At 66.4% G+C, this 22,799-nt stretch carries 17 protein-coding genes and 1 tRNA gene; 8 read left to right on the top strand and 10 right to left on the bottom strand.

Translation table 11 applies throughout. The features are described from left to right. Positions 1-154: 154 nt before the first annotated feature. The 3 genes from PI246_RS06455 to PI246_RS06445 form a co-directional block, all read right to left on the bottom strand. Positions 155-1,954 (bottom strand): peptide-N4-asparagine amidase, encoded by a 1,800-nt coding sequence (locus PI246_RS06455; RefSeq protein WP_320550477.1) that lies wholly within the window; start codon positions 1,952-1,954, stop codon positions 155-157. Between the two features lie 7 nt (positions 1,955-1,961). After that, a complete protein-coding gene (locus PI246_RS06450; RefSeq protein ID WP_320550476.1) occupies positions 1,962-5,009 on the bottom strand; it encodes a TonB-dependent receptor in 3,048 nt (1,015 codons plus the stop codon). A 315-nt stretch (positions 5,010-5,324) separates the two neighbouring features. Continuing rightward, entirely contained in the window at positions 5,325-7,019 is a 1,695-nt protein-coding gene (locus tag PI246_RS06445; protein ID WP_320550475.1) for a methyl-accepting chemotaxis protein, read from the bottom strand. Between the two features lie 418 nt (positions 7,020-7,437). Between PI246_RS06445 and PI246_RS06440 the strand changes: the two genes are divergently transcribed. From PI246_RS06440 to PI246_RS06425, 4 genes are all read left to right on the top strand, one after another. Next, entirely contained in the window at positions 7,438-8,331 is an 894-nt protein-coding gene (locus PI246_RS06440) for an aldose 1-epimerase (protein WP_320550474.1), read from the top strand. A 35-nt stretch (positions 8,332-8,366) separates the two neighbouring features. Continuing rightward, positions 8,367-10,613, top strand: coding sequence for an alpha-galactosidase (locus tag PI246_RS06435; RefSeq protein WP_320550473.1), 2,247 nt, complete (start codon positions 8,367-8,369; stop codon positions 10,611-10,613). Between the two features lie 41 nt (positions 10,614-10,654). Beyond that, positions 10,655-12,844, top strand: coding sequence for an alpha-galactosidase D (locus PI246_RS06430; RefSeq protein ID WP_320550472.1), 2,190 nt, complete (start codon positions 10,655-10,657; stop codon positions 12,842-12,844). A gap of 79 nt (positions 12,845-12,923) precedes the next feature. After that, positions 12,924-12,999: transfer RNA gene (locus PI246_RS06425), tRNA-Gly, on the top strand. Positions 13,000-13,049: 50 nt separating this feature from the next. Here the strand turns inward: PI246_RS06425 and PI246_RS06420 are convergent. Beyond that, a complete protein-coding gene (locus PI246_RS06420; protein WP_320550471.1) occupies positions 13,050-13,280 on the bottom strand; it encodes a hypothetical protein in 231 nt (76 codons plus the stop codon). Between the two features lie 128 nt (positions 13,281-13,408). On the opposite strand from PI246_RS06420, the gene PI246_RS06415 reads away from it, so the two are divergent. Continuing rightward, a complete protein-coding gene (locus tag PI246_RS06415) occupies positions 13,409-13,579 on the top strand; it encodes a hypothetical protein (protein ID WP_320550470.1) in 171 nt (56 codons plus the stop codon). Here the strand turns inward: PI246_RS06415 and PI246_RS06410 are convergent. Then, positions 13,576-13,728, bottom strand: a complete 153-nt coding sequence (locus PI246_RS06410; RefSeq protein ID WP_320550469.1) for a hypothetical protein — start codon at positions 13,726-13,728, stop codon at positions 13,576-13,578. The two genes, PI246_RS06415 and PI246_RS06410, sit on opposite strands and share 4 nt — an antisense overlap. Before the next feature lie 333 nt (positions 13,729-14,061). Here PI246_RS06410 and PI246_RS06405 point away from each other — a divergent pair, with 333 nt between their 5' ends. Continuing rightward, positions 14,062-14,736: a response regulator gene (locus PI246_RS06405; protein ID WP_320550468.1), complete on the top strand. Its 675-nt coding sequence runs from the start codon at positions 14,062-14,064 to the stop codon at positions 14,734-14,736. A gap of 92 nt (positions 14,737-14,828) precedes the next feature. Here PI246_RS06405 and rne read toward each other — a convergent pair whose 3' ends face one another. Next, a complete protein-coding gene (gene rne / locus PI246_RS06400; protein ID WP_320550467.1) occupies positions 14,829-18,224 on the bottom strand; it encodes a ribonuclease E in 3,396 nt (1,131 codons plus the stop codon). A gap of 353 nt (positions 18,225-18,577) precedes the next feature. On the opposite strand from rne, the gene PI246_RS06395 reads away from it, so the two are divergent. After that, positions 18,578-19,525: an RluA family pseudouridine synthase gene (locus PI246_RS06395; RefSeq protein WP_320550466.1), complete on the top strand. Its 948-nt coding sequence runs from the start codon at positions 18,578-18,580 to the stop codon at positions 19,523-19,525. A gap of 1 nt (position 19,526) precedes the next feature. On the opposite strand, the gene PI246_RS06390 is transcribed toward PI246_RS06395, so the two are convergent. Together PI246_RS06390 and PI246_RS06385 are read right to left on the bottom strand one after the other, a co-directional pair. Then, positions 19,527-20,912, bottom strand: a complete 1,386-nt coding sequence (locus tag PI246_RS06390; RefSeq protein ID WP_320550465.1) for a CPBP family intramembrane glutamic endopeptidase — start codon at positions 20,910-20,912, stop codon at positions 19,527-19,529. Then, positions 20,902-21,243, bottom strand: coding sequence for a 4a-hydroxytetrahydrobiopterin dehydratase (locus tag PI246_RS06385; protein ID WP_320550464.1), 342 nt, complete (start codon positions 21,241-21,243; stop codon positions 20,902-20,904). The genes PI246_RS06390 and PI246_RS06385 overlap by 11 nt, the downstream gene beginning before the upstream one ends. Positions 21,244-21,383: 140 nt before the next feature. Between PI246_RS06385 and PI246_RS06380 the strand changes: the two genes are divergently transcribed. After that, entirely contained in the window at positions 21,384-21,977 is a 594-nt protein-coding gene (locus PI246_RS06380; RefSeq protein ID WP_320550463.1) for an NfuA family Fe-S biogenesis protein, read from the top strand. Positions 21,978-22,016: 39 nt separating this feature from the next. On the opposite strand, the gene PI246_RS06375 is transcribed toward PI246_RS06380, so the two are convergent. After that, complete coding sequence (locus PI246_RS06375; RefSeq protein ID WP_320550462.1) at positions 22,017-22,370, bottom strand: c-type cytochrome; 354 nt, start codon at positions 22,368-22,370, stop codon at positions 22,017-22,019. Between the two features lie 19 nt (positions 22,371-22,389). Beyond that, positions 22,390-22,710, bottom strand: coding sequence for a c-type cytochrome (locus PI246_RS06370; RefSeq protein WP_320550461.1), 321 nt, complete (start codon positions 22,708-22,710; stop codon positions 22,390-22,392). Positions 22,711-22,799: the final 89 nt, after the last annotated feature.

Here is a 22,799-nt window from a genome sequence, read left to right as displayed (position 1 = left end):
AGTCGGCCACGGGGGATGTTATGTAGGGTATAGCTGATGCTGATGTAGGGGAAATCCTACATCGGTGCGTACCATCCAGCCGAGTGTCACCGCCCGCTGACTATTGGCAGTGGGATGCGTCGATGAAGCGCTCCCAGGTCCTTGGGCTTGCCCGTTAAGGGGAGGGGCGTGAACGCCAGTTGAGTAAGTTCAGCGCGCCGAGGCAGCCCTGGCCCTGCTTTAACACGGCATCTTGGCCCTTCTGGGACGCCACGTGCATCGTAAGACAACTCCCCAACGAATCCTTGAACGACAACGTCTGCACCGCATGCTGATCACGCGGATGGGTGATGGCGCTCCCCATGCGGTTAAAGTCGGCTTCGTCGTGACTGTGCATGGCGATGTCGAGATGGCTGTCAAAGACGTCGTGACCGTCACGCTGTCGCTGCCGAACGGACACCAGACCCTGCGACATGTCGATCTCGCCACGGAAGCTGCCGTCGTCAGCCACGTGTTTGATGACATCGAGTCGCAGGGGGTACGTCAACGTTCGCCGCTGTCGCGTTTCAGGGCCATCACCCACGTGCGTCGTGGTGGTGTCGTCCACCTGAGTGGATTGATCGATGAGCTGGTGCCATGTCGGCGCGTCGGGCCGCGTAAAGGTCTGGCGGTTTGCGAATGACGCCGTCTGGCTGACCTCGCTGCGGATCGTGCCGCGCGACGTCGTGATCTCGCCGAGGATGCGATAGTGGTCGTGACGTGTGGTGTCGACGTGGCCCTCGACGCGATGGTCTCGCGTCTCACGCAGTGCACTGTCCACACGCGGCGTGCCCAGGTCGGTCTGGGTCGCGAGGCTATTGGCGAGTACCTTGCCGGTGACGACTCGCGCGTCGTGGTCCTGGTAGATGAGCAGGCTGGCCGCGAGGTTGAAGAAGCGGTTTGCGCCGAGCACGCGCACCGAGACGTCGTGCGGACGCCCGTCGTCGAGCACGCCGGCGAAGGGTGTCAGGTCGACGCGGTAGGGTGTGAAGTTGAGGGTCTGGATGTCGGGGATCGGACGCCAAAGGTTCGGGTCGACGCCTCCGGTGTAGGTCCAGGGATAGACCGGCGCGAGCCCGGCCGACTGGCCGTCGATGGCGACCAGCACCTGCCGCAGGTTGCCGCCGCCACACTCTTGTAACGGGGCGCCGTCGTAAGGCGATTCCAGCGCGAAATGCTGCGTGCGCGTCACGTCGGCGTCGTCGATGCAGGTGTACCAGGGCTCGTCGTTGCCCTGGCTTTGGGCGATCACGTCGAGATAGGCGCGGGTCACGTTGCGCGGCAGGGTTAGCGAGCCATGCAGTCGCTGCGCGCCGTCCTGCACGACGGTGGCGGCGCCGCGCGGATCGTCGCTGAGCGGATACACGGCATCCGCGGGTGCCACGGCGGGTGCCACGGCACCCGCGGGATAGAACACGAGCCGGGCGCTGGCGGTGATGGCGCTGGTGTAGCGGTCACTGAGCCAGTTGTTGACGATCGCCTGGCCCGGACGGGCGCCACGGAAAAGTGCGGCGTAATCGGTCAGGTCACGCTCCACGTGCCACCGGGCGCCCACGTCGGCGCTCGGCTCCTGGGTGGTGCCGAAGTAGATCGCGGTGCCGCCCAGCCAGATCGACGCGGTCCGGTCGTACTGCTTGCCCGCGGGCACCGAAACATCCATTTCCAGCACAACTTTCGCCCACGGGCCGTCGCATGCCTTGGGTGGCTGGTAGTCGAAAGTCAGTGGGGTGGCCGTCATGGCCTTGGGATCGCCGGTCTCGCCGAACGCATGGTCGGTGAAGAGCGGCACCGCGCACGACGGCCCGGGCGGTCGCGTCAGTCGGGGTTCCGTGGAGTACGCCTCGCGGAACGGCGCGGCCGGCCCGGCCCAGGCAACGACACTGGCGAGGGATAGCCCCGCCAGCGCCATGAACGACACTCGTTGGATCGACGGCATGATGGCCTCAGAAATCGTAGTTCACGCCGAATCGCACGTAGCGCGGCGGCTCGAGTACCGTAGCGGTGCCGTACAGGTCGTTCAATCGGGACGGCGTGGCGCTGGAGTTGTAGCGCGAGTAAATCGCCAGCGGCCGCTGCTCGTTGATGACGTTGAAGACGCTGAGGTTGAACGAGAGCCGGTGGTCGGCGAACGCCGGCGCGTAGGTGAGGTTGAGGTCCACCTGGCGCGTCCACGGCAGGTCGCCCTGCTTGCCGGGTGGCGAGGGCTGGCCGTTACACCAGTGGTAGAGGCTGCCGTAACCATCGGGGTTGTTGGTGGCCGGATCGTTCGGTGTCGGTCCGTAGAAGCCCAGGCAGTAGCGCGGGGCGCCGGAGGCCACGCGTACCACGCCGGACACCATCCACTCTGGCGAGAACCGGTACACGCCGTTGAGCTTGATCTGGTGCGTGTGGTTGTTGCTGGCCAGGCCGTTCGCGTTCTCCATCACATACGCGTTGTCCCAGTCCTGGGTGACGCCGACGGAGTCGTCGCCGCGGCTGGCCGTGAGCAGGCCCGACGAGTTGCCGTAGCTGCGCGAGAACACGTAATCGAGCCGACCGCCCCACGGGCCATTGGCGAGGGGATGCTCCAGGAACATCTCCAGCGCGTAGTAGTTGCGCTTGGGTCCCTGGGTGAAGCCCCAGTCGGCGTCGCTCATGCGCGTGGTCACGTAGCCGTTGGTGGTCGCGACGCGGAAGTCGTTGCTCTTGCCCGGGTTGAAGATGTAACAGGCGCCGCGGTTGGCTGTGATCTGGTCGTCGGTCAGCCCGTAGAGGGTCTTCGTCTTCGCGATGAGCAGGTCGTCGCTGTCGCAGACGTCGTCGGAAATCTGCCGCAGCTTGCGGAACGTGCCCTTTATCCCGGCAATCCATGCGTCGCCGAGCGCCTTGGTCGCACCCAGGATGAATTCGTCCTGGTACTCCGCGCCGAGGTTCTTCGATGCGACCGTGGCGGGGTCCGGCGCCTGGCCCGTGTGGCCGTTGACGTCGTAAGCGCCGAACTCGCCCAGGCCGGTCGGCATGCCGTTGGCGGCGATGCCGGTGTAGGTGTAGTAGTTGCGCTGCCACAGGTAACCGGTGGCACCGTCATAGGCCGTATTGTTGTTGATGGCGAGGTAGTAGCGGCCGAGGTTACCGAACACTTTCAGCGTCGCGTCCCCGAACACGTCCCAGCTGAAACCCGCGCGGGGGGACCAGTTGTGGTTCTGCGAGGTGAATTTGACGCTGCTGTTGTTGTAGTTGGCGAAAGCGTCGTTGCGCACGCCCACCGTCAGGAGGAAGCGATCGGTGATCTGCCAGTTGTCTTCGACATACTGGGCCTTTTCCACCGTCTTCACGCCGGATGCGCCGTTGGTGATCTCGTTGACCACGTAGTAGCCTCGGCCACCCGGCGCGCCGATGCCGTTGGCCAGGTCGATCGCGCCAGTGCTCTGGCCGTAGGTCCAGGTGGACTGGTTGTTGCCCTGGTCGATGGTCTCCGGCTTATCGTTGTCGATGCCGACATTCACGGTGTGATCGCCGAGTTTCCATTCGAGGTTGAGCTGGAGACTGGTGTTCTGCGACCCCTGGTCCGGCGCCGAGAGCGACGAGATGGTCTGTGCGTTGCTGACGGAGCGTCCGCCGGTGATGAGCGGATCCTGGTCGGTGATGTTCTGCAGGTAGGGCAGGGTGGGATCGTAGCCGGCCGGTGCGCTGTAATCGTGCAGGCGCATCCGTCCCCATAGCGCGGTGAAGGTCAGGGTGTCGGTGAGATAGCTGGTGAACTTGCCGATGTAGGCCGTGCCGCCGGACTTCGTGAGCACGTTGGGCACCGTGGTGCCGTTGGTGCCGAGGCTGGCGTAGCTGAAGTTCGTGTTGGTTCCCGAGCTGGATTGCTCGCTGTGGATACCCGTCAGCTCGAGGATATTGTTGTCGGTGATGTTCCAATTGATCTTGCCGTACCACTTCGGCGTGGTGTTCTTGTAGTGCAGGCGCGACGCCTGGGCGTCCGGGTTGGTCGGATCGGCGTTGGTCGAGGTGGTGTAGCCGCGCGTGGTGTCCTCCTCGGCCGCGGCGAAGAGATACAGCCGATTCGCGATCAGCGGACCGCCGATGTAGCCGCTGTAGGTCGAGGTCCAGTTCGTGTCGCGCTGGCGGTAGGTGTACAGGTCGCCGGCGAAGCGGTTGTTCGCGTAGCGAATGTTATCGGGCGCCGCTTCGAGCGACGCGGGGCTCCACTGCGCCTGGAATCCGTAATGCCACGTGTTGGTGCCGCTCTTGCCGACCTGGTTGATCACGCCGCCGTCCGAGCGGCCGTACTTGGCGCTGTAGCCTCCGGTGAGCACCTCCTGCTGATCGATGGCGCCGTAGGGCAACTGCAGCGCGCCCTCGCCCTTGTAGGGGTCGGTCGTGTTGAAGCCGTTGATGTAATAGGCGTTCTCCGCGCCACTCGAACCGCCGAAGGAAACGAGGTTGCCCCCTCCACCGATGCGACTGCCGTAGAGCGCGCCGGAGGATGCCGTGCCGGGCGCGAGCAGGGCGATATCCTCCGCCGTGCGTGCCAGCGGAAGCTGGGCAAGCTGTTGCGCGGTAATCACGGTGCGCGAGTCGACGGTGGACACGTCGATCGGTGGTTGTGTCGTCGCCGACACGCTGACGCCGCCCAGATCGGTGGCCGCCGTGGCACCCGGCCCAGCGTCGGCCGCGAAGTCGATCTGAGCCGAACCCCCGACGCGGAGCGCGACGCCCTCATGCGTCGAGATGGGCTGGCCACCCCGGATCAGGCTGACCCGGTAGGTGCCGACGGGCAGCGAGGTGGCCTGGTAGCGGCCGGCGGTGTCCACGGGCACGTCGCGACGTACGCCACTGGCACCCTCGATCCTTATGCTTTCTCCGGGTTGGGCATCGCCGACGGTACCCACGACGGAGCCCGTGGTCGACTGGGCGGCGACGTGACCGGCAAAGGCGAGGCTCATGCAGAGGACCAGGCGCTTGATCGCATGCGTATCGGGAAGGGCGCGCGAACGGTCGGACATCGTGACTCACCTTCTTGGCGGAAAAATCGTGGTGCGCCGGCAGATCGGATCGGCGACGAGGTCGCGCGGGGTGCGGAGTGGTCGGACGCTGCGCGAAGCGGGCGCGTCGCTTGCCCCTGATATCCCCTGGCGTCACGCGACGTCGCATGTGGCTTTCATGCTTTTGTAACAGGATAGGCGCCGATTGCCAACCGATGGACGGCTAGACGTCCGAACGATGAAATGACAAAGGGTGTCGCAAGAACTTGCGACACCCTTTGTTTGCACGCTGGCATCTGTCGGCAACGGAGCGCCGCTATCGATGCGAGTTCAAGGTCAGAACTCCTTCCAGACCGCCTCCTGCATGGCGTCGGCGACGATCGCGCGGCCGACCTCGGCGTCCGGGCGGGACGACGGCTTGGGCGTGACGGCGGCCGCCGGGGCAACGGGTGCCTGGCGCGGGGGAGGCATCGGTTCGGCCTCGGCTTTGACGGCGTGTCCGGCGATCCTGAAAAAAGCGACCTGTCGCATCAGCGCTTCGGCCAGTTCGAGCGAGTGACGGCTCGCCGCACTGGCTTCTTCGACCAGCGCCGCATTTTGCTGGGTCACGTCGTCGAGGGTCACGACGGCGTTGTTTACCTGCTCGATGCCCGCCGACTGCTGCTGCGAGGCGGCGGCGATTTCGCTCACGATGTCCGACATCCGCGATGCGCCGTTGCGGATCTGGGTCAGCGCTTCGCCGGTCTGCCCGACGAGGACTACGCCGGCCTCCACGCGCGCCGTAGTGTTGCCGATCAAGGCCTTGATGTCTTTCGCGGCGCTGGCGCTGCGCTGGGCGAGCGCGCGCACTTCGGCAGCCACCACCGCGAACCCGCGACCTTGTTCGCCGGCGCGTGCCGCTTCCACGGCGGCGTTGAGCGAAAGCAGGTTGGTCTGGAAGGCGATTTCGTCGATCAGCACCGCGATCTCACCCACCTGCCGGCTCGCCTCGCTGATATGCGTCATCGCCTCGACCGCGTCCCCGGCGATGCGGCTGCCCGCGACGGCATCGTCGCGCAGGGTCGTGGAGATATGGCGGGCGACATCGGCGCTTTCCGCGTTTTGTTTCACGGTAGCGGCCATCTCTTCCATGGAGGCGGCGGTTTCTTCCAGCGACGAGGCCTGCTCCTGGGTGCGTGCCGAAAGGTCTTCGTTGCCCGATGAGATGTCACGGGCGGCGTGGGTGACCTGGGACGCGTTTTCACGGACGCCCGCGACGATGGACGACAGCTTGCTGTCCATTTGCGCGAGGGCGCGCAGCGTGTCGCTCAGTTCGTCCTTGCCGTCCACCTGGAGGCGGTGGTCGAGTTCGCCGTCGCTGATCCGCGTGGCCAGTTCACGGGCACGCAGCAGGGGACGCATGATGGAGCGGGCGAGCACCACGCCGGTCACGGCGACGATCACGACACCGAGGAGAGCCACGATCATCATCACTTCACCGGTCGTCTTGACGGCGGTGGCGGAGGCTTCGAAGTTGGCCTTTGCCTCGAGTTTCTGGGCGGCGACGATGCCGATGATGTCACCGATCTCCGCGTCGAAGGCCGGGCTCACGACGTCGATGAGCATGCGCTTGCCTTCATCCATCTTGCCGTCCTTGAAAAGCTGGATGCTTTGCGCAAGCAACGCGCGCTCCTTGGCCTGGTGCGCGATGAACTGCTTGGCCATGCCGGCCTCTTCCGGCGAGGAGATGTGCGCGGGGTAATAGTCGCGCCACTGGAGGTCCATCGCGGCCTGGTTGGCGGCGATCTTCTTTTCCGCTTCGGCCATTGCTTGTGGGGTCATGCGCACATAGGCCCGGTTGACCGCGGTGCGATTCTCCAGCGAGAGCGCGCGCACGAGGGAGACATCCATCACCGACACCATGGAGTCGTTATAGAGCGTGCCCATGCGTTCCTGCACGCGCCACAACGAGGTGAGCCCGGTGCCACCCAGCACGAGGGCCACGAGCAGCGCGAGGCTCATCGCGGCGATGATTTTCATTTTCACGGTCATGTAGCGATTCCGGGGTCTGTGGGTGGAACCATTACATTCGACACGTCGCGTCCATCCTGAAGCGCTCTCGCACGATGGCGCGGCGCCGCAGTCAGAGCGCGTTTGGCAAGGTGAGCGAGGATTCACGCATCATATTGCGATTGTCGTTGCGGCCTTCAAGCATGGCAATGTCGTGTCTATGCCGGTCTCGGTTTTGCAAGGTGTTATCACGCCGCCCGGAGCGAGTCGTAAAGGCACGGCACGCAGGGCATCATGCTGCGGCGCAGCTTGCGGAACGATAATCATAAAATACTACAATTGACTTCGTCGTCACGGGGCATGTTTCCAGGTGCGTTCGATAGGCCTGGGCGACGGGAGGGGGCGGCCGTCTTGAGGGACTGCCGCGAGGGGTGTCGGATCGTGAGGGGTTCGTACTGACGTGATCGCGTTGAGTAACGGTCGTCTGCGCCTCCAACTGGTGCCCGAGGTGGGTGGTGGCGTCGCGCGCTTGGATTGGTGGACGGACGACGGTCTCGTGCCGCTGATGCGCCCTCGTGTCGAGGCATCTGGCGCACCTGCTCACCCCGGTGACCCCAATCACCTGGCGTGTTATCCGCTCGTGCCTTGGAGTAATCGTATCGGCGGCCGGGGTTTCACTCATGCCGGATGCCGGGTCGACCTCGCGCCCAATCGCCACGACGATCCCTACCCGATCCACGGCACCGCCTGGCAACGATCGTGGTCGGTGGAGAATCACGATGCCCATATGGCACGCATGACCCTCGAAGATGCATCGCCCGGTGGCTATGCCTACCACGCGACGCTTCGTTACGCGCTGTCCGAAGACACGCTCGATGTGCGCTTGCGTGTCATCAATACCGGCAGCCGGGCGTTGCCGTTCGGCATCGGTCTGCACCCCTTCTTTGCCCGACGACCGGGCGTACGCCTGCGGGCACCCGCTACCGGCGTATGGCTCAATGACGGCCAAAGCCCGATACCGACCGAGCTCGCGTCCGTACCGTCGTGCTGGGACTTCGGCCGAAGCGCGCCGCTTCCCGCGGGCGGAGTCAACCACGCCTTCACCGGTTGGACCGGGGACGCGACCATCGAATGGCCAACCGAGCGGCTTGCGCTGCATGTCGCCGCCGAGGATCACGTTTACGTTCTCTACGTCCCGGAGGGCGAGGACTTTTTTTGCTTCGAACCGGTGGACCATCCCATCGATGCCGTTCACCTTCCTGGGGGGTCCGTCGAGAACGGCATGACCGAGCTTGCCCGTGGAACCTCCATGGAGCGGAGGTTCCTTTTTCGCGTGGACGCATCCGGACGTTGACCCCGCACGGCCCATGGCGGATCGCGCCACGGCTTATGATCGAAGAGGACGCCTCGCTGATGTTCCTGTCTCCTGCTCACCGTCTCTTGCTCGTTCTGATGGGCGGTATGGCCGCCTCGTCGGCGTTCGCGGCGTCGCACGATACGACGACGCGCTACGACGCCGCGCGCCGTGTTTTTCGGCTCGACGCCGCCGGCGTCACCTATGCCATGGGCGTGAATGCCGACGGTGGTTTGCAGGCACTGTACTGGGGCGCGCAACTGGCGCCTGACGACCCACTGGGACCGGCCGAGCCGGCCCCCGAGCGTTCGTCGTTCGATCCGAAAGGCGCGCTCACCCGTCAGGAGTACGCCGGGTGGGGCGGAGGCATCACCGCCACGCCTGCGCTGAAGGTGCGCTTCGACGACGGCAACCGCGATCTCGTGCTGCGCTACGACAGCTACCGGATAGAGGGAGACGGACTCGCGATTCGCCTCAACGACGCCCAGGCGGGTGTCGCGGTCACCTTGCGTTATACGATGGATGCGACGACAGGCATCGTGGGGCGTTCGGCGCACATCGAGAACCACGGCGGCCAGTCGTTGACGGTCGATGAAGCGGCGGCAGCGACCTGGAGCCTGCCTTCGGGCGAGTATTCGCTGCGTTACCTCACCGGTACATGGGCTGGCGAATGGCACCTGCAGACGCGGGCCATCACGCCCGGCGCGACCGTGCTTGAAAGCCGCCGCGGTAGTACGGGCGATGAGAACAACCCCTGGTTCGCGATCGGTCGCGGCGACGCGTGGAGCGAGCAGCATGGCGACGTCTGGTTCGGCGCCCTGGCCTGGAGCGGGTCGTGGCGCATCCGCGTGGATGAGGACATCCTTGGCCAGGTGCGCGTGACCGGCGGCTTCAACACGTTCGACTTCGGCTACCGCCTGGCGCCGGGGCAGTCGCTGGACACGCCAGTGTTCTATGCGGGGTATACGGCCAACGGCGCCGGCGAGGCGTCGCGACTGCTGCATCGGTTCGAGCGCCATGACCTCCTGCCGGGAGGCGCGTCGGCCCGGTTGAGGCCGGTGCTCTACAACTCGTGGGAAGCCACCGAATTCAAGGTCGATGCCGAGGGCCAGGAGACGCTCGCCGAAAAGGCGGCCGCGCTAGGCGTGGAACGTTTCGTCGTCGACGACGGCTGGTTCGGCGCGCGTAACAACGACCATGCGGGGCTCGGCGACTGGGTGGTCAATCGCAGCAAGTTTCCGCAAGGCCTGAAGCCTCTCATCGACAAGGTTCATGGCCTGGGCATGAGCTTCGGCTTGTGGGTGGAGCCGGAGATGGTCAATCCCGACAGCGACCTGTATCGCGCGCATCCGGACTGGGTGCTGAGCTTTCCCGGGCGGGAGCGCACGCTGGGGCGCAACCAGCTGGTGCTCAACCTGGCGCGAGATGACGTGAAGGCGCACGTGTTCGAGGTGTTGGATACCCTGCTCTCGAACAACGATATCCAGTTCCTCAAGTGGGATTACAACCGCAACTGGGCCGAGCCGGGCTGGTCGCAGGTGCCGGCGAACGAGCAACAAAAGGTCTACGTGACCTACGTGCGGAATCTCTACGACATCCTTCGCCGGCTGCGTGAACGGCATCCCGGCGTGGAGATCGAATCCTGTTCCGGCGGCGGCGCGCGCGTCGACCTCGGCATCATGGCGCTCACCGACGAGGTGTGGCCGTCGGACAACACCGATCCCTCCGATCGCCTCTCGATCCAGGATGGCTTTACCCAGGCGTACGCCCCGGCGACGATGATGGCCTGGGTCACCGGCTCTCCCAACTGGGTGAACCATCGCACGAGTTCGCTCGACTTCCGTTTTCTGTCGGCGATGCAGGGTGGCCTGGGCATCGGTGCGAACCTGCTGGAGTGGACGCCATCCGACGAGGCGACGGCCCGGCGCTACATCGCCGACTACAAGGCCATCCGCGCCACCGTGCAGCGCGGGGACCTGTATCGCCTGCTGTCGCCGCAGGGCCGGGCGCCCTGGTCGGCCACCGAATCGGTAGCGAGCGACGGCCATCAGGCCGTGCTGTTCGCGTTCCAGCGACAGGGTGAGGAGGCGCGCCCCTATCCCACGTTGCGACTGCGTGGACTCGAGCCGAAGGCGCGCTACCGCATCCGCTTCATCCACGGCGAGTCGATGCCCGGCACGCCCGAGGTGGCGAGCGGCGCTTACTGGATGCAGCGCGGTATCGACCTTTCCTTGCGGGGCGATCTGGTGGCCGCGGGTGCGGTGTTCACCCGCGAACCCTGACGTCCCGGTTTCCGGCGTTCTTTCCCTGAGGGAGTCGTGCCATGCCCGATCGCCACGTCGTGTTACGCCCGATGCTCGTCGTCGCCTGCGGCCTTCTCATGGGCGCCATGCCTGCCCACGCACAGGTGAACGGCGTCGCGCGGAGGCCTTACCTGGGCTGGAGCAGTTTCAGCCAGCAGACCATCGAACCGGCCTTCCTTACCCAGGCCAACATGATCCGGCAGTCCGACGCCCTCAAGGCATCGGGCTTGCAGAAGCATGGCTACGATCACATCAACCTCGATTCGGGGTGGATGGGTGGATTCGACGGCAACGGCCGGCCCATGCCCGATCCCGCCACCTTTCCCGATATCAAGGCGATGATCGACCACATCCATGCCAACGGTCAGAAGGCGGGTATTTACTGGATACCCGGCGTGGAGGAGCCGGCGGTGCAGGCGAACGACCCCATCCTCGGCACGTCGTATCACATCGACGACATCCTCGCGGTGCCGCATCGCGCGGGCAACGCGTTCGGCGGCCCAGGCGAATCGCCTTACCATTACAAGATCGATTTCTCGCGGCCCGGCGCGCAGGCATACATCGACTCCGTCGTGGCGTTGTTCGCGTCCTGGGGCGTCGATTTCATCAAGCTCGATGGCGTGACGCCCGGTTCGTACAGCGACGACCTGCACATCGATAATCGCGATGACGTGGCCGCCTGGTCGAAAGCCATCGCGCGCAGCGGCCGGCCGATCTGGTTAACCGTGTCGTGGCAGGTCGATAAGGATGCTATCGACGTCTGGCGCACGTGGTCGAATGCCCGGCGCATCGACGACGACGTGGAGTGCGAAGGGCGTTGCGCCACGCTCACCAACTGGCCGCGGATCGAGAAGCGCTTCCGTGACCTCCCTGGTTGGCAGGATGTCGCCGGTCCCTCGCAAGGATGGAACGATCTCGATTCGCTCGATATCGGCGATGGCGCGCTCGATGGGCTGAGCCTCGACGAAAAGCGCTCGGCGTTCACGCTATGGTCGATGGCCAACGCCCCGCTGTACCTCGGTGGCGACCTGACGCGACTGGACAGGGAGGGCAAAGCGCTGGCCTCGAATGACGAGGTGATCGCGGTGGACCAGTCGGGTAGGCCGGCGACGTCGCTGCGGGCAGGCGATCTGCCGGTGTGGGTCAGTGACCTCGGGGGTGGCCGATATTACGTCGCGTTGTTCAACATGAACGCGACGAAAGCCGTGGCCGAGCTGGCCTGGAACGAGATGGGGCTGACGGGTGCGCTGCGGGTCCGCGACCTGTGGAGCCACCGGGAGCTCGGTCCGTCGTTCGGCCGTTATGTCACGGTCCTGCCGGGGCATGGAGCGCAGCTGTTGCTGGTACAGGCCATGCCCGGGAACGTGGCCGAGGCGCCGTGGGCGAGTCACGAAGCCGAAGCCGCGACGCTGTCGGGTACGGCGGCGGTGTATGACTGCGTGGCCTGCTCGGGTGGCCGGAAGGTGGGCGGGCTTGGCCTGGGGGCGGACAACGCGGTGACGTTTGGCGACATCGTCGCGCCTCGCGACGGTGCGTACCTCATGCGTATCGATGCGATGACGCAGGGGCTGCGTTCGTATCTATTCCAGGTCAATGACGGGCCGCAGCAGACGTTCAACGCGGGCGGCGGCAGCTTTGAGCTTCCGTCGGGTGGCGTTGTGCCGGTTTGCCTGCGCAAGGGGACGAACCGCATCCGTTTCGGTAACGCCGTGAGTTACCCGCCCGACCTCGATCGCATCGCGATCGGTGGGCGGGGCGACGCGCCGCTGCCGGACGCCCGCACGTACGAAGCCGAGTCGGCGACGCTGGGCGGAACAGCGTCGGCGGGTTTCGGCAACTACTTCTCGGGTCTGGCTAAAGTGGGCAACCTCGGGGGAGGGGTCGCGAACGCTGTGACGTTCGCGAACGTCGACGTGCCCACGGCAGGTGTCTATCAACTCGAGATCGACTACGCGACGAAGGGTGCGCGCGTGCTGCAGATGTCACTCAACGGGGCGATGGCGCAGGATCTGGTGCTGGACGGCAGCAGCTTCGACGACCCGGTGGCGACAGTGCTCGAGGTGCGCTTGCTGAAGGGGCGCAACACCCTTCGCTTCGGCAACGCCATCGGATTCGCGCCCGACCTTGATCGCGTCGTGGTGGCGCCGCGGCCGGTGCTGGCGCGGCTGGGAGCGACCTCGCGTGCCTGTCCCGCCGAACCGGTGCGTTAGTCGGGGCGCGCCCGATCGGTGGCGACGCCGGGCGGGCTTGCGGAGATCGAAAATTTACCTATAATGGGCGGCTCACCAAGCGGGAATAGCTCAGTTGGTAGAGCACGACCTTGCCAAGGTCGGGGTCGCGAGTTCGAGTCTCGTTTCCCGCTCCAGATTCAGACAAAGCCTCGGCTCGCGCCGGGGCTTTTTCGTTGGCGTGCGGTCATGGGCTGGGCGCTTCGCCTGCGGATTCCCTGGGCTTATTCGCGCAGATCGACCGGTTCAAGGAGCGATCGGCATCGCCCTCGTTGGTGGCGGTGAGACGCGCCATGCAACTCTCGTAGGTTTCCGGCTTGAGCGTGCTCTTCGAGCGTGTGTCGAGGTACACCGCCGTCACGATGACCGCGAGAACGATGGCGATCCAGGGCAGGTAGTCGGAGAGGCTGCTTCGCATGGTCGATGGACACGGAACCGATGTCCCATCATACGACGATGTACGACGTGCAGGCGTCCTAGCCCTGGCGTTCACGCCGCTCCCATCCGGTCCGGTGGAGCCTCTGCCTACCGTGCAGGAGTAAGACCATGACGAGCCAACGAACCCATACCCTCGGGACCATGGCCGCGGGACGGCTGTTGATCCGCGCGGCCGGCGGCCGGTGGGGGCCGGCACTGCTGGTGTTGGCGGGCATCGTCCTGCTCAGGCGCATGTCCGCCGCCAGGGCGGAGCGAAGGCTCCGCCACGAAACGTTCTAGTCGGGCTTTTTCCGCTGGTTATCCTCGCCCGTGTCATCAAGGGGATCGCCGGACGCATCGGTCTCCGGCTGGCGAGTGGACGGTGAATCGTTCGGTGGCAGGTCGTTCTGACCGGGATGTTGCGGCGGACGATTTTTTTCGTTGGCCATGCGCGTTCTCCGTCGAAAGGAGAAATCACCTTGCAAGCGATCGGTTGACGAGCGTGTGTCTGTCACGTGATCGCAGGTGAACACGCGTATATGGCGAAATAACGCAAAACCCCCGGAATGCGCTCGACATTGCCGTGGGCATTCGTTGACACCGTTTACAGGGTTTTTCCCCACGCTATGCGAGCCTGGGACTGCTACAGCGCATCGCGGGCAGTTCCGATCATGGCCTGCGCTGGTTGTCTTGCCTGCACATCTGGCATTGTATGCGCTCGCAGGCTCTGCGCTTTCGATGGAACGCGCTCAGAAGTACAGTCGGCCCAGGGAGGGCACCACATGATTAACGTAGTACTGGTCGACGACCATGAATTGGTTCGCACGGGTTTCCGGATGATCCTCCAGCAGCAGGCGGATATCCGGATCCGAGGAGAGGCGGGGTCCGCGGAAGAGGGGCTGCGTCTCATCCGGTCGCAGTCCCCCGACATCGCGCTGGTCGACGTGCACATGCCGGGCATGAGTGGCGTCGAGTTGACCGAGCGAGTCATTCGCGCCAAGTTGCGCACGAATATCGTCATCCTTACCGTCGTCGACGATGCCCGTTTTCCCAAACGGCTGCTCGACGCGGGCGCGCTGGGCTATCTCACCAAGGGCTGTGCCGCCGACGAACTGCTGAGCGCCGTGCGCCAGGTCGCGTCGGGGCGTCGTTATCTGGCGCCGACGGTAGCACAGCAGTTGGCGCTCGCGACGCTCGACGGTTCCGATTCGCCCTTCGACGCGCTCTCCACCCGAGAGATGGAGGTCGCGATGATGCTGGTGCGAGGCATGCCGCTAACGTCCATCGGCGAGCGGCTCAACCTCAGCCCCAAGACGGTGTCGACGTATAAGCAGCGGCTGATGGAAAAGCTCCACGTCGACCATGTGGTAGGGCTCGCCCACCTGATGACGGTTCATGGGATGCTCGACACGCACAATCACCAGGTCGGGAAAAAAACCGACGCCACCGATTCATAAAAAAAACGCCGGGCATGCCCGGCGTTTTTTTAGGGTGGCTCCAGGCGCACGGCCCCTGCACTTGGTGGCCCGGGGCGTGGAGCACGAGGCTTTCAGCCCTCGTGCTTAGGCTCGTCACCGGTCGGCGGTTCGTGACGCGGTCGCGTGAGCAGATCGCCCTGGGCCGGCGGTGTCGAGCGATGCTCGTCGGCTGGCGTCGTCGGTGCCGGCGCCCCACGAGACGCTGGGGGCTGCGGCGACATCGGCCTGTCGGCAGTCGTGACATCCGACGCAGGCTTGCGGCCTGCCTTGTCGTCTTCTTCGTCCGCGGCTACACCGGGAATAACGTCGCCCGGACGCACCTCCGGCGTGGCCGGCGTCGTCGTGGCTTTTACGGTTTTGGGCCGTTCGGGCGTCGCCACGTCGGTGGTGTCCGGCACGGCGTCGACGATCGACGGCTCGGAGTGGGTCACGACATCCGCCTGGACCGCCGGGGTGGGGGCCGGGACCGTAGCCGGGGCGGGAGCGGGAGCCGGCGTGGTAGGTGTGGTCACGGGCGTGGGTGCGTCCGCCGCGCGTTCTGCCGGCGTCGATGCCGCAGGCGCATCGTCGAGCAGGCCTCGGGCCGGCGCGTCGAGATCCGACGACGGCATGCCATCGTCGGACGCCACCGTTGGCGCCGCGCCGATGACGGGCATGTCGATCGGAGGCTGCACCGCATCGGCGGAGGTCGGCTCGTGCGTCAGCGGCGCATCGGATGCCGTCTGGCGACGCTCGGTGGCGCGGACATCGGCGGCGTCGGCCGGCGTGGCGACCGGCTCGGCCGCGGCGACCGGCTCGGCCGCGGCGACCGGTTCGGCGGCCGTCATGCCACCGGGGATCGGCGGCAGCTTGGGCAGCGACGGCAGGGTGAGCGCCGAAGGCACCTTCTCACCATCGTCGTCGGCCAGACCCGGACGGGTCGCCGTTTCGCGCGGGGCGTCGACCGGGAACGCGTTCTGCGCGGCCTGGGCTGTGTCGAGCATCGGCGGGACGCTGTGGCTGTCGCGCGCGACATCGTCACCGTCGTCGTCTTCGAGATCGTCGGCGGAGAGGGTCCCGTCGGCGGCGCCGGCCGGCGTACCGTCGTCCTGGCGACGACGGCGACGACCGCCGCGGCGACCGCGGCGACGGCGCTGACCGCCTTCGCCCGCTTCACGCGTGGTGTCGCCAGGCGCAGCCGTGTTGCCTTCGACGGTATCGCCGTTGGCATCGGCGGCACCGGCGTCGGCCTGGTTCAGCGTCTCGTCGGTGACGTTCGCCGATACGGTCGGCTTCTCGATGGAAGGGCGAGGCGCCGGGGTGGCCGCGGCCGTTACCACGGCCGCCGATGTCGCCGCGGCGGCGGTCGTCGCCGCGATGTTCACGGCCTTGTCGAGCTTCTCGGTCTTCTCGGGCTTTTCGGCCTGGGGGGCACGCTCACCGCGCGGCGGCTGGCGGCGGCCCTGGCCTTCACCCTGCGGCGGCCGGTCCTGCTTGTCCTGCTCGGCGCGAGGGCCCTTCGGCTGACGCTGGGGCTTGTCCTCGGCCGTGCGCTGCGGCTTGCCGATCTTGGCCTGCTGCGGCTGCTGCGGCGATTTGTTCTGGGAGCCGTCCTTGCGCTGGCCCTGTGCCTGACCCTGACGCGATTCGCCGCCCTTGCGGCCATCGCGACGCTCGTCGCGGCGGCCGTTGCGGTCGTTGCGGCCGCCCTGGCGGCTATCTTCACGCTTGGCGGGTGCCGGGGCCGGCGCGGCCGGGGCGGGCTGGGCGCTACCGCCGAACAGGCTGCCGAACAGGCGGGAGAAGAAACCGCCGCTTGGCGCGGCGGGCGCGACCGGTCGCGAGGGCGCGGCCGCGGCGACCGGCTCGGGCTGCTCGTCGCGGATCGGGGCAGGGGAGGATGGAACCACGCCAGTGACGAGCGGCTGCTCGCCGCTGCCCAGCATCTGGCCCATCTTGGGCAGCGCCGTCGCCACGACGGGCGTGGTGCGCTCGTAGCTCGGCTTGCTGTGTTCGCCCATGTCCGCTTCGCGGATGCGGGTGATCTCCAGGTGCGGTGTCTCCAGCTTGTCGTCGGCCACCACCACCACGTGCACGCTGTGGCGGAGTTCGATCTCGACGATGCTGGCGCGCTTTTCATTGAGGAGGAAGTTGGCGACCGACGGCGGCGCCTGCACCAGGACCTGCCCGGTGTTCTCCTTCATCGCGTGTTCTTCGATGAGGCGCAGGGTGGACAGCGCCAGCGATTCGACACTGCGGATGTGGCCGTGGCCCTCGCAGCGGGGGCAAACGATCTGGGTGGCTTCGCCCAGGCTCGGGCGCAGGCGCTGGCGCGACATCTCGAGCAGGCCGAAGCGCGAGATGCGGCCGATCTGCACGCGGGCACGGTCGGCCTTGAGGGCGTCCTTGAGGCGCTCCTCAACCTCGCGCTGGTGGCGCGGGCTGTCCATGTCGATGAAGTCGATGACGATCAGGCCGCCGGCATCGCGGATGCGCAGCTGGCGGGCGATCTCCGTCGCCGCCTCGAGGTTGGTGTTGAACGCGGTTTCTTCGATGTCGCTGCCCTTGGTGGCCTTCGACGAGTTGATGTCGATGGCCGTCAGCGCTTCGGTCTGGTCGATGACGATCGAGCCGCCGGAGGGCAGGCGCACGTTGCGCTCGAAGATGCTCTCGATCTGGGTCTCGATCTGGTAGCGCGAGAACAGCGGCGTGGGATCCTGGTAGAGCTTGAGCTTGCGCAGGTTGTTGGGCATCACCTGCTGGACGAAATCGCGGGCGTCCTTGTAGAGGGACTCCTCGTCGATAAGGATCTCGCCGATGTCGTTGCGCAGGTAGTCGCGCAGGGCGCGGATGAAGAGCTTGGACTCCTGGTAAATCAGGAACGGCGCCTTTTGCGAGGTGGCGGCGGCCGAGATCGATTTCCACAGCTGGAGCAGGTAGTCGAGGTCCCACTGGAGCTCTTCGGCGTCGCGGCCCATGCCGGCGGTGCGCACGATGAGGCCCATCTCGTCGGGAACCGAAAGATGCTCCATGGCCTCCTTGAGGGCCTGCCGGTCTTCACCCTCGATACGGCGCGAGACGCCGCCGGCACGGGGGTTGTTGGGCATGAGCACCATGTAGCGGCCGGCCAGGCTGATGAACGTGGTCAGGGCGGCGCCCTTGTTGCCGCGTTCTTCCTTCTCGACCTGGACGATGATCTCCTGGCCTTCCTTCAGGAGCTCGCGGATGTTGGATTTGCCTTCCGCGTTCGGGTTGAAGTAGTCGCGGGAGATTTCCTTCAGCGGAAGGAAGCCGTGGCGCTCGGCGCCGTAGTCGACGAAACAGGCTTCGAGGGAGGGCTCGACGCGGGTGATGCGGCCCTTGTAGATGTTGGCTTTTTTCTGTTCCCGCGAGGGGATTTCGATGTCGAGGTCGTAGAGATTCTGTCCGTCGACGATGGCCACACGCAACTCTTCGCGCTGAGTCGCGTTGATCAACATTCGCTTCATTGTAGTTTTCCTCGGCCTTGCCGCGCGGCCGCGCGCCGCGGTGGCGCCCATGAGGCGGCCTGCCGGGGATCGCGCCGCTGCGATGAGGCCTCACAAGCGGCATAAGATCCGGGACCGATACCTGGACCCGGCGTGATTCGTGAATATGCGCCTTGCAACCGGACCGCATCCCTTCGGACTGACCGGACAACCGCAACCCGAACCGTTACGATGTAGGGTGCCTTCGCCCGCCGCCCCCTCGGACGGCCTGACGCGACATTCACCTTGCGTAACGGAACCGGCACCCCGCGAGAGATGAGTCTTCAGCGGAGCCTGGCGCCCCCCGAGTATCCTATCAATTTCGAGTTTTATCAATGCAGACGGTAACTTCCCTCGACGGGGGCCAAGGTGTGCGGGTGGTCGAGATCGGCCCCGAACGCGATGGACAGCGCGTCGACAATGCCCTGATGACCCTGCTCAAAGGCGTGCCCCGCAGCCTGGTCTACCGCATCCTGCGCACCGGGCAGGTGCGCATCAACGGTAAGCGCGCCAAGCCTGAAACCCGCCTGGCGGTCGGCGACATGTTGCGGATTCCGCCGGTGCGCGTGGCCGAACGCGAAGAGGGCGTGGCGCCTTCTGGCATGGTCAAGGCGGTTGCGGACGCGATCATTTTCGAAGACAAGCATTTCCTCGTCATCGACAAGCCGGTCGGCATCGCCGCCCACGGCGGCAGCGGCGTCAGCCACGGGGCCATCGAGCTGCTGCGTGCCGCGCGGCCCCAGGAACACCTCGAACTGGTCCATCGCCTCGACCGCGATACGAGCGGCGTGCTGGTGCTGGCCCGGTCACGGTCGGGCCTGACCGGGTTACAGGCGCTGATCCGTGACAACGCGGTGACCAAGCAATACCTCTGCCTGATGACGGGCACGCCGCGCCGGGCGAAGTTCGACGTGAACGCCCCGTTGCTCAAGTCGGTGCTTCACGGGGGCGAACGCCTGGTGCGGGTGGACGACGCGGGCAAGCCCTCGCTCACCTTCTTCCAGGAAGTCGAGCAGTACCCGGGGTGCCGCCTCATGCAGGCCACGCTGGGTACGGGGCGCACCCACCAGATCCGCGTGCACGCCCAGTATGTCGGTCATCCGCTGGCGGGCGACCCCAAGTACGGCGACGAAGACGACAACAAGCGCTGGCGCACGCGAGGGCTGAGGCGGATGTTCCTGCATGCCTCGCGCATGAGCTTCGACCTGGACGGCAGGAACTATGACTTTTCGGCCCCGTTGCCGGACGATTTGAAGACGTTCCTGAATAACCTGCGCGGGTGAGTCACTGCAGGTAGCGGGCGCTGACCTCGAGGGAACGCAGGATTCCCCCGGCCAGGCCGGCCTGGAGCACGAGGGCAGCGGCCGAATGGGCCAGCGCGACCGGCAAGAGGGTGCGTCGTTGCACGAACCACCAGGCCCAGCCCAGTTCCGCGACGAAGCACAGCTGCATCAGCAGCCCGTTGGGCAGGTGCAGCAGGGCGAACACGAGCGCGGTGAGTAACACGGCCAGCGGGCGCGGCAGCGTCTGGGCCAGGATGCCGCCGGCCACTACCAGCAGCAGCCACTGCTGGAACAGGGCCCAGGCCAGGTATAGGCCCATCCGCCCCGGCGATGGCCACACCGGCGTATGTCCCGCCACGGCGACAAGCCCCACGGCGACCGGGATCGCCAGCAGCGGCCAGCCCGCCATGCGCCAGTCGCCCCACCATCGCCACGCTGGCACCACGCGGCGCCATGCGAGGAAGGCCGCGTAGGCCACGCCCGCGCCGAAGACCGCGACGTCCACGGCAGAGGGATGGGGCGAGAGCCGCATCCCGGCGATGAGCCATAGGGGACCGAACACGACCAGCGCGGCATCACGGGCGCGCGCGGTCGCGGCGCGGCGAAATCGCGAGGCGCCCGCCAGAAGCAATACGCCATACCCGGCGGCCACCGGCCACCCCAGGTCGGGGAAGGTTGCAGAGGGCGGCGTGTCGCCAAAGGTCGCCAGGGGACGAATCGCGTGCTGCCGGTCGCGCCAGCGCAGCAGGGCTTCGGCCGACAGGCTACCGGGAATCCGCAGGCCGGACGTCTCCGCCAGCGCGTGGCTTGGGACGAGCGAGGCGCCGCTGAGCCGAACGGCGTCCCCCGGATGCAAGTCCAGTTCGAGACGGATCATGGCCGCCCGGGTTGGGGCGGCGTGGGGTCGGCCCGTCTCGTCGACCCAAGGCAGCGCCGTCAGCCTGACCGGCGAACCGGGCGCGAACGGCGCACGAAGCAGCGGGCCCGCCAGCGCCTGGCGCACGAGCAGCGCGTACCGCGCGGTCGCGGGGCCGCTCATGTCTAGCTGAAGGCAGTCGAGGCCGGTCAGGTCGACCTCGCGGGCGATCGGCAGACCGACCTGCAACGGCCTGTCGCCGTGCGCGACGATCATCAGGCCTTCCGGGCCGGCGCGCAGCGATCCGTCACCGAACACGCGGCTCGCGACCACGTCATCGGCCCGCGCGAGGTGCCATGCCCAGGGTGACGCACCCCGGGCGTACGCGGCGCGGTCGGCGGCGCCCTCTGCCGCCAGGCGGCTGGCGACCACGCGCGACGCCAACCCGGGGAGGGCGATCCACGCGAGCGCCGCCAGGGCGACGGCGGCGGCGATAGGGAGCGACGGGCGCAGGCGCACGTCAGCGATCAAGCAGTGCCTCGACGCGGGCGGCGCAGATGAAGTCGTTGAGCGACAGCCCGCCCACGTCGTGGGTGGACCACAGCAACTGGCAGTGGCCGTAGCCGGCTTCAAGGTCCGGGTGGTGGTCCTGGCGGTTCGCCATGAAGCCCACCGCGTTGATGAAGCCGAGGGTGTGGTGGAAGTCCTTGAAGTTGAAGTCCTTCACGATGCCCTTTCCGTCTTCGGTCAGCGTCCATCCCGGCAGGGTGGCGAGGTGGCCGTCGATCGCCGGACGGTCGAGCGCATGGTCGGCGCCCTTGCGGGGCTGGCAGTGCTGGGAGGCGAGGGGGGAGAACGGCATGGCGGACGCATCCTTGGGAGGAAAGCGCGAAGCGTGGCGCGGGGTCGGTTGAAATGTCAAAAGGCGGCGCGCACGTTGAAAGCGTACTAAAATGGTGCTGTTTCGGCGCGACGCCGCCAGCCCCCATCCCCGGAGCCCCCATGATCGATATGTCGGAGCGCGCCCAGGCGCATTTCCAGCGACTGCTGGCCCAGCAGGGTGAAGACGGCCTCGGCGTCCGCTTGCGCGTGGTAGCCGCAGGTACCCCCGCGGCGCAGTGCGAGCTCGAATTCTGCAGTCCGTCCGAACTTACCGGCGACGAATGGACCATCGAGTGCCAGGGCTTCAACCTGTACGTCGACGGCGAGAGCATGCGCTGGCTCGACCCGGCCAGCATCGATTACGAGATGACGCCCACCGGCAGCCAGCTCAACATCCGCGCGCCCCGCATCAAGGGCGACGCGCCGGGGGAGGATGCGGGTCTGGTCGAGCGGGTGCGCTACGTGCTGGAAACGGAGATCTCGCCGCAGATCGCTTCGCATGGCGGACGCATCTCGCTGGTGGAGGTCACGTCCGATGGCGTGGTCGTGCTGCGCTTCGGCGGTGGGTGCCACGGCTGCGGCATGGTCGACGTCACGCTGAAGCATGGCGTGGAGAAGACCCTGCGCGAGCGCATTCCGGAAGTGACCCAGGTGCGCGACGCGACCGACCACGAGACCGGCGAACAGCCTTATTTCTCCCGCCAGGCCGGCTGACGATCCGACTCGCGTCGCCGTGTGCCCTGGGGCGATGCCTTAGTTATCGCCCTGCACGTGGCCTTCCAGACCCGAGAGCTTGCTCGGCATGCTGGAGAAGTAGGCGGAGATATCGTCGATGTCCTGGTCGGACAGCGTGGCGGCGAAGCCCTTCATGATCGCGTTGCCTCGGCGGCCGTCCTTATATTCGTGCAGCGACTGCGCGAGGTAGTCGGCGTACTGGCCGGCGAGACGGGGATATTGCGGATCGACGGCATTGCCGTCCTGGCCGTGGCAGGCCACGCAGGTCGCCACCTTGGTCTTGCCGCGGGCGGGGTCGCCGGCGGCCGATGCGGTGGTGGTCAGGAGCGCCAGCAGGGCGGCGACGGCAATCAGGGTGAACCCACGGGTCATCGTGTTCGTCCTCGGCGGCTTACTTGGCGAGACTGGAGAGATAGGCGGCGATGTCGGCGATGTCCTGGTCCGACAGGCTCTGTGCCTGGGCATCCATGGTCGGATGCTTGCGCTCCCCGCTCTTGTAGGACTTCAGCGCGTTGACGAGGTATTGCTCGTTCTGCCCGGCGATGTGCGGAACGTGGTAATCGGGATAGGCGTTCGCGTAGCCGGGGATGCCGTGGCACCCGTGGCAGGTGTAAACCAGCTCGCGCCCCTTGGCTTTGTCCCCTTCGGCGTGCGCGGCGGACGCGGCGCACAGGGCTACGACGATCAGACCAATCAGATACGAACGCTTCATCAAGGGTTCCCTGGGTGCCGGGCGGGGCCGGGGTCGAGTATCCGCTGGAGTATAGAAGCGGCACGCGACGACCGACAACTCACCCCCGG

It is taken from the genome of Luteibacter sahnii, assembly GCF_034063545.1.
Classification (GTDB): domain Bacteria; phylum Pseudomonadota; class Gammaproteobacteria; order Xanthomonadales; family Rhodanobacteraceae; genus Luteibacter; species Luteibacter sahnii.
The sequence above is the reverse complement of the archived record's forward strand: the minus strand, read 5'-3'. Positions and strand labels throughout refer to the sequence as shown.